Here is a 6,811-nt window from a genome sequence, read left to right as displayed (position 1 = left end):
ATGGTCATGAACAAGACATTCACCAATGGGTGAACGGGTTCTCCCGGACGCGGATCCGAGACGGCCTTGAGCTGTTGAACCAACGAAGCGGAGCGTTCCATCGAAAGAATCCGAAGCGAGTTGATTCGCCCGGCTGCTGCAAACCAGCTACCCAATCACGAACCTTTGCTCAGCTTCGCAGATTACCCAGTGTGGCGCAATCGCCCTGAATGAACTTCAGCCCTACAGCATTTTGGATAACCTGCCCACCAAAGACTACGCTTCATCTGGCCTAGGAGACGAACAGATGAAGTACCGATTTTCTCACAACAAGTAGCACAGAGCACACGGACGCCTCTCCCTCAATAGTTCCGGATTGTCCATGTTGCCATCCAACGTTAAGCTGATGTCGGTCGAAATCCTCGCGTGTGTCGACTTTTTCGTTTTCTCAAACAGCCGATATTGTGGTCGCCTTCAACCAAAGAAAGCAGTTCAATGCCATCTAAGATTCTTCTAAGCGCAATCAGATTGCATGAAGGGCACAGCGATGCACTTGGCGGCAATTTCAAGGCGGTATGGGAACTCTACAGACGCGTTGTGGAATCTCAAGATTGGGAGTTTTTGCTTCATGTTGACGAAATCACCTACCCTTACTTCAAAGACTGTGAACCTCATGCAAAACTAATTGTCGAAAAACGCCCAATCAACTCGATTCTTGCTATGGAACTTGCCACCAGAAGGGTAGTTCAGAGTGAGCAGCCCCACCTGTTACACAAGGCAAGCGGGCAGCTTCCTTTAATCACTTCCGGAACGCCGATGATCTTTGGTTTGTATGACTTCGTATACAAGCACGTCCAGACTCCCTGGCATAAGAAGCTATACAAAAACATCAGTTATCGCCAAAGCATGAAGAAGGCTGTAGCGATTACGTCGATTAGCGAGTTTTCTCGTCAGCAGGCAATCGAATATTTCGGTGTTTCTAATGGGAAGATCAAAACTATTCATCTCGGAAAAACTGATTTCGCGGATAATGGCTCTAATGAGATCATTCCTTGCGCCTCGCCTTACGTTCTTTCTTTTGGTCATCAGAAACACAAGAATGTGGAGTGTGTGATTGAGGCATTGTCATCTCCGCTTATTCGGCACCACAAATTTACATTATTGATCATTGGGCGATGCCCTAATGAGGCGATACTGCAGTCTCACGCCAACCAACTTGGCGTTAACGTGGTATTCCTCGGACGAGTCAGCGACGATCAACTTGGTAACCTGTACCGTAATGCCGTCGCACTCGCATTCATGTCACATCACGAGGGGTTTGGATTGCCAGTTGTTGAAGCCATGGGTTGCGGCTGTCCTGTTGTCTGCTCAAATGCTTTCGCGTTACCTGAAATCGCAGGAAACGGGGCAAAAGTGCTGGAATGCAATGATGCGGTGGGTGTGGCCCGAGAGCTGTCTGAGCTACTGGTGAACGATGCTTACCGAACTATTAGAATACAATCGGGTAAGGATCGTGCGAAGTGTTTTTCCTGGGATAAAACGACCGAAGAAGTGCTTCAGCTCTATCGAAACATACTAGGAAATTGAGGTGGTGACCTGATCCCGGGCGCGCCCAGGGCTTATTCTCGACCTGGGTGAGTGGATTCAAACTGTGTGGGTGTTTGGTAGCCAAGACTCGAGTGCTTCCGATCTTGGTTGCAATAGCTGAGGTAAATTCCGAGCTCGCGTTCTCCTTCAGATACAGTCTCGTATTCGGTCATCTCGGGGTATGTCCCGTTTGTTGTTGAAACTCGTGATGGTCTCTCTCGTAAAAAGGTAAGTAATCCGGTTGGAGTGAGCAACAAGCCCCACCTCCTGGAGCTCGCCGTAGGCGAGCTCCAGGAGGTGGAAAAGCAAATTCAGCTCGTTGTTGATTCGGGTCTCGCCAAGGCTTCCAGCAGATGCGGAAGCGACTTGCATCCGGTGATCCGGCGAAAGCCTTTCTCAGCCTCCAGCAACGCGTACGAGAGCCAGCGACTCGCTTGATCCGTCTCAGCTCGAAAACGTGTCACGCGGTCAAGTTTACGGCGCGTGGTGCGGAACGAGTTCTCGATCGCATTGGTACTCAGAAGACAACGATGAAGCGTGTTCGGGACATTCAACCGATGCAGTGCGAGAAGATCCTCGCCGGCTTCATGCAGGCTCCTGTGCGCCTCGGCGTTGATCGGCTTGATAAACTTATCCAACTCATCAAATACTACTTTAGCTACCTCATACCCTTGGACACCCCGAAGACGCGTGAACAGACGAGAGACCTCGCCCCAATGTCGTTTGGATAGCTTCGCCTTCAGATTCCGCTCTTTGTGAACCAAGCAACGTTGAATCACGGCATCGGGAAAGTGTTCTTTGACCGCACCACGCAACGCGTCACTTCCGTCAAGAACAACGTACAAGCGATGCGAGCAAGTGAACCCGCGGTTGATGATTCGGCTCATTAAATCACTCGCAATTTCCAGGCTTTCGCTGCTTCCCAGAACAAAATCCAGGACCTGCTTTCGACCTTCGGTGTCGATTCCCAACACGACAACTGCGGTCTGATCCCTGCTCAAGCGAATCCCATCAAGCATCAGCACACACCAACTCTGGGCCCCCAAGTTCTTGCCTCGCAATTCATCGACTAACTTGTGGCCTACCTCTTTCCACAATCGCGATACATTCGACCGGCTGACTCCCGGGGAATTCGGTTTGATGTCTTCGATCGATCGACTGCTAACCCCGGAAACGATCGCCTGGATGATCTGCGTCTGCAATTGGCTGGGATCCTTCGCTACACGGTACGTCGCCAGTTCGACTTCGTGACTGGCCCCGTCGTCGTCCCTGCGGCGTACACGAGGTCGAACAACCTCTTCTCGCTCACCCTCGTAAAGAACGCGGCCGGGACTGGATCCGGCTCGAAAGTGATCGCCCTCATGCGGTGCGTGCTTGGGACCACAGAGCTGTGTGACTTCAGCAGCCATCACTTCACTGATCATCTCGCGGACGTGGCCACGGATGAAGTCGCGAAAGACTTCCCCGGTTTCTGACGCTGAAACTTGCCCAAGAGATTGCAAAAGACTAACTTCATTCATGATGGTCTCCCCGTCGGTTGCACCCGACGAAAATTGAGAAATTGCGAAGGGCAGATTCTGCCCTCCGGGAGACCATCTTTCAACTTTCAACAATTATTGGGACGCTTCCTCCTAAGCCCTGGGCGCGCCCGGGATCAGGTCACCACCTCACGAAACTAATTCGTTCGCAGAAAGGAGTCGTTCAGGACTAGCTTTGCGCATTTCCCAAATGGATCATGCAGACATACTCACCACGAGTAAGCTAACAGCCTGTTGATTTTCGACGCTTTCGCGCTATCTTAGAGAAAACTTACTTGGAGGCATCACGATGGGACTTGGGAAACGAAAGCGGCAACAGCAGGATACGTTCTGGGTAGCCGCTGATAAGCTCGGCAGTGGACCGAGAAACGCGTTCTACGATCGACTCAATCAGTTGCTCCATGAAATGGATTTCGATGGCCAGCTTGAGAAGGTAGTCGAACCGTTCTACGAGACCACTGGACGCAAAGGCCTGCCGCCGGGCGTCTGCTTCCGGATGATCTTCATTGGTTACTTTGAGGATATTTCCACGCAACGAGGCATAGCGTGGCGTTGCGATGACAGTCGTTCGCTGGCTCGGTTTCTCGGCTACACGCCGGGCGAGTCGACACCCGATCACAGCACTCTCTCGTTGACCCGAGAACGTTTGCCGATGGAGATTCATCAGTTCGCGTTCGAAATGATTCTCAAGGCGGCCAACGACAAAGGGCTTCTCAAAGGCAAAACGATTGGTGTCGATGCGACAGACCTGGAAGCCAACGCTTCACTCAAAAGCATTGTCCGCAAAGACAACGGCGATGGCTGGCGCGAGTACCTAAGAAAGCTTTACGAAGAAGAGACTGGTAAGAAGGATCCGAACGACGAAGAGCTGCGCCGTTTCGATAAATCGCGCAAGCCGAAAAAGAAAGTCAGCAACGAAGACTGGGAAAGCGAGACCGATCCTGATTCTCGGATTGGCAAGATGAAAGACGGGCGTTTTCACCTGAAGTTCAAAGCCGAGAACGCCGTGGACTTGGAAACGGATCTGATCGTCGCAGCGGAGGTTTATCACGGCGACCAGGGTGATACCAAAACGATCGAAGACACCGTTAACACGGCCAAGACTAACGTTCGCGTCTCGGGTGACGGCCAGGAAGTCAAGGAAGTTGTGGCGGACAAGGGTTATCACAGTGAGGAAGTGCTTAGCCGGTTGCAAGACGAATCGCAAACGCGAACATACATCCCCGAACCACAGCGATCATCGAATCGCAATTGGACCGACAAACACGCTGGCCGTGAAGCATCTTATCGTCGCAATCGACGCAACACCCAGGGAACTCGAGGGCGTCAGTTGCAGCGACTGCGGAGCGAGCGAGTCGAACGCACGTTCGCCCATCTTTGTGACACCGGCGGTGCTCGCCGCACATGGCTTCGCGGGATTGAAGATGTCCGCAAGCGTTACATGAGTGCGGCAATGGCATTCAACTTGGGGCGGATCATGCGTCTGTTGATCGGAGCGGGCAAGCCGAGATACGCTGCATTGCTGGCGGATCGCGCCGCGTTGGCTTTTTGGGGCCTCAGTCAGCTCAGTCAAGAGTTCCTGACGACCTTGACGAACACTACTCGCCGACAAAACGATTGCCTGCGGCCCATCGGCAACTTTCTGCCCGTATCGAACCAGATCAAATCCAAGTTAGCTCGATTGGCATAAATCAACACGCTGTTAAAAACCAATTTCATAATGAACGGACCAGAACAATAAGACTGCTTTTACACGGATTGAACTTCGCGCCTGAGGAACTCGGTATCGGCAAGTACTCCGGTGAGATGGTAGAGTATCTAATGGAGCATGGGCACGACGTCACCGTCGTTACCACGCCCCCTTACTATCCTCAATGGAAGATTGCGTCGGGCTTCTCGGGATGGCGCTATCATCGAGATTCGACCAGCGACCGTCTACATACACTTTCTGATATTGATCTCGACAAAGGGTGCGGCACCGAGACGGCGAACGCTCGTACCGCACTAGCACCTGACTCAACGTCAGAACACCAGTCGCAGCGTCAGTCTGCGTTCACCTCATCAATCATACCAGACTTTGCATTAGCCTCACTTGGGGCGAATCGCGATACACGGGGGACAATCGGTAAGCTCGACGTGATTCGTTGCCCAATCTGGGTTCCCAGCAAAGTAACGGGTTTGAAGCGGATTGTGCATTTGGCAACTTTCGGACTTTCAAGCGTCCCCGTGATGCTCTGGAAAGCGATTTCGTTTCGGCCTGATGTCGTTATGACGGTTGAGCCGGCTGCGATGTGCATGCCGACTACTTTGTTCGCCGCTCGATTTTGTCGTGCGAAAACATGGCTGCATGTCCAAGATTTTGAAATCGCCGCCGCTTTTGATCTTGGTATATTGAAACAGCCTTTGCTCCAAAAACTCGTTCTTGGAGTGGAAGGCTTCTTGATGCGACGCTTTAATCGCGTCTCTAGCATCTCTCCCAATATGCTCCTGAAACTAGTCCAGAAAGGCGTCGATGAGCAAAAGGTAGTCGCATTTCCGAACTGGGTCGATTGTGACGCCATTCGTCCACTGAACAACCTTCATGGCTTACGAGATTCCTTTGGTATTCCGGACGACAAATGTATCTGTCTTTACTCGGGTAACTTGGGAGCCAAACAAGGCCTGGAGGTGCTCTTGGAGGCGGCTGAGATTTTGTCGGGTCAGCAACATATTCAGTTCCTGATCTGCGGTGACGGTGCTAACCGGGATCGTTTGCAAGCATCCGCCGGAGACCTAGACAACGTGCAATGGCTTCCGCTGCAACCATTTGAGCGGTTAAATGACTTGCTGAATTGTGCAGACATTCACTTGCTGCCTCAGCGGTCGGACGCGGCCGATCTTGTCATGCCTTCAAAACTGACGGGCATGCTCGCCAGTGGGCGTCCGGTTGTGGCCTGTGCCCATTCGGGGACCCAAATTGCCGATGTCGTTGAGGGACTCGGAGCGGTCGTGCCACCGGGCGACGCAAGGGCTGTCGCCGATGCAATCAACAGCCTCGCGGGCAATCGTGAACTCAGAAAACAGACTGGCGATGCCGCCCGAGAATACGCGGTGAACCACCTCAGCCGAGAGGCGATCTTGAGTCGCTTTACACGAGAGCTCGAGTCACTCGCAGATGTGCCGCGGGGCGGACGAAACTTGAATCTTGAAGAAGACTTAATCACACACGAATCCGGTCATGATCAGCCTGAAAGAGCTTGGCGATCCCACGCAATCACGGCTTGGGTTATCGTTGCGATTTGCTTAGCGGCGTTTTTTCTATTGCGGCCAGACCCGAGAGCTTCCAATGTGGCTTGGCTACCCAAAAGCATTGCCGCGCTGTTGGACAAGTACTACGACGGCCGCACTTTCCTGATGACGGCCGGAGTCGTGTTTCCTATTTGCATTTTTCTACACACCAAAATGCAGGATTCGATTCGACGCGTCCTATTGGGGTCCGTGATCATGGCATTGCTCGTGATGGAGTTCGCCCAAAACGCGATCCCCAATCGCTCCTTCTCAGTCGTCGACCTCGGCTATACGTTGTTAGCCGGTGTTATTGCTGAAGCCACAGTCGTCCTACTGCGCATGCTGCGTGACGCGTCAACGACGACCAGCAGTGATGAATCACTGAGCTTGTAGCGTGCGTGGGCACACCGATAGATCCAAGGCGATTGCACGGGGATTTA

General features: G+C 52.5%; 4 protein-coding genes. 3 read left to right on the top strand and 1 reads right to left on the bottom strand.

Annotated features, from left to right (window positions below; all coding sequences use genetic code 11):
- Positions 1-474 precede the first annotated feature (474 nt).
- Positions 475-1,566: a glycosyltransferase family 4 protein gene (locus NB063_RS13320; RefSeq protein WP_250929224.1), complete on the top strand. Its 1,092-nt coding sequence runs from the start codon at positions 475-477 to the stop codon at positions 1,564-1,566.
- Between the two features lie 311 nt (positions 1,567-1,877).
- Here NB063_RS13320 and NB063_RS13315 read toward each other — a convergent pair whose 3' ends face one another.
- Entirely contained in the window at positions 1,878-3,179 is a 1,302-nt protein-coding gene (locus NB063_RS13315; protein WP_250929223.1) for an IS256 family transposase, read from the bottom strand.
- 214 nt (positions 3,180-3,393) lie between these two features.
- On the opposite strand from NB063_RS13315, the gene NB063_RS13310 reads away from it, so the two are divergent.
- Complete coding sequence (locus NB063_RS13310; RefSeq protein ID WP_250929222.1) at positions 3,394-4,794, top strand: transposase; 1,401 nt, start codon at positions 3,394-3,396, stop codon at positions 4,792-4,794.
- 68 nt (positions 4,795-4,862) lie between these two features.
- On the top strand, positions 4,863-6,764 hold the full coding sequence (locus NB063_RS13305; RefSeq protein ID WP_250929221.1) for a glycosyltransferase WbuB: 1,902 nt from the start codon (positions 4,863-4,865) through the stop codon (positions 6,762-6,764).
- Positions 6,765-6,811 lie beyond the last annotated feature (47 nt).

The organism is Aporhodopirellula aestuarii (assembly GCF_023701485.1).
In the GTDB taxonomy this organism is placed as follows: Bacteria; Planctomycetota; Planctomycetia; order Pirellulales; family Pirellulaceae; genus Rhodopirellula; species Rhodopirellula aestuarii.
This window is presented reverse-complemented; position numbering and strand designations above follow the sequence as displayed.

Excerpts from the sequence above, each read along its gene's own strand:
- NB063_RS13320 (WP_250929224.1), top strand. The coding sequence starts at position 475 with ATGCCATCTAAGATTCTTCTAAGCGCAATCAGATTGCATGAAGGGCAC.
- NB063_RS13310 (WP_250929222.1), top strand. The coding sequence starts at position 3,394 with ATGGGACTTGGGAAACGAAAGCGGCAACAGCAGGATACGTTCTGGGTA.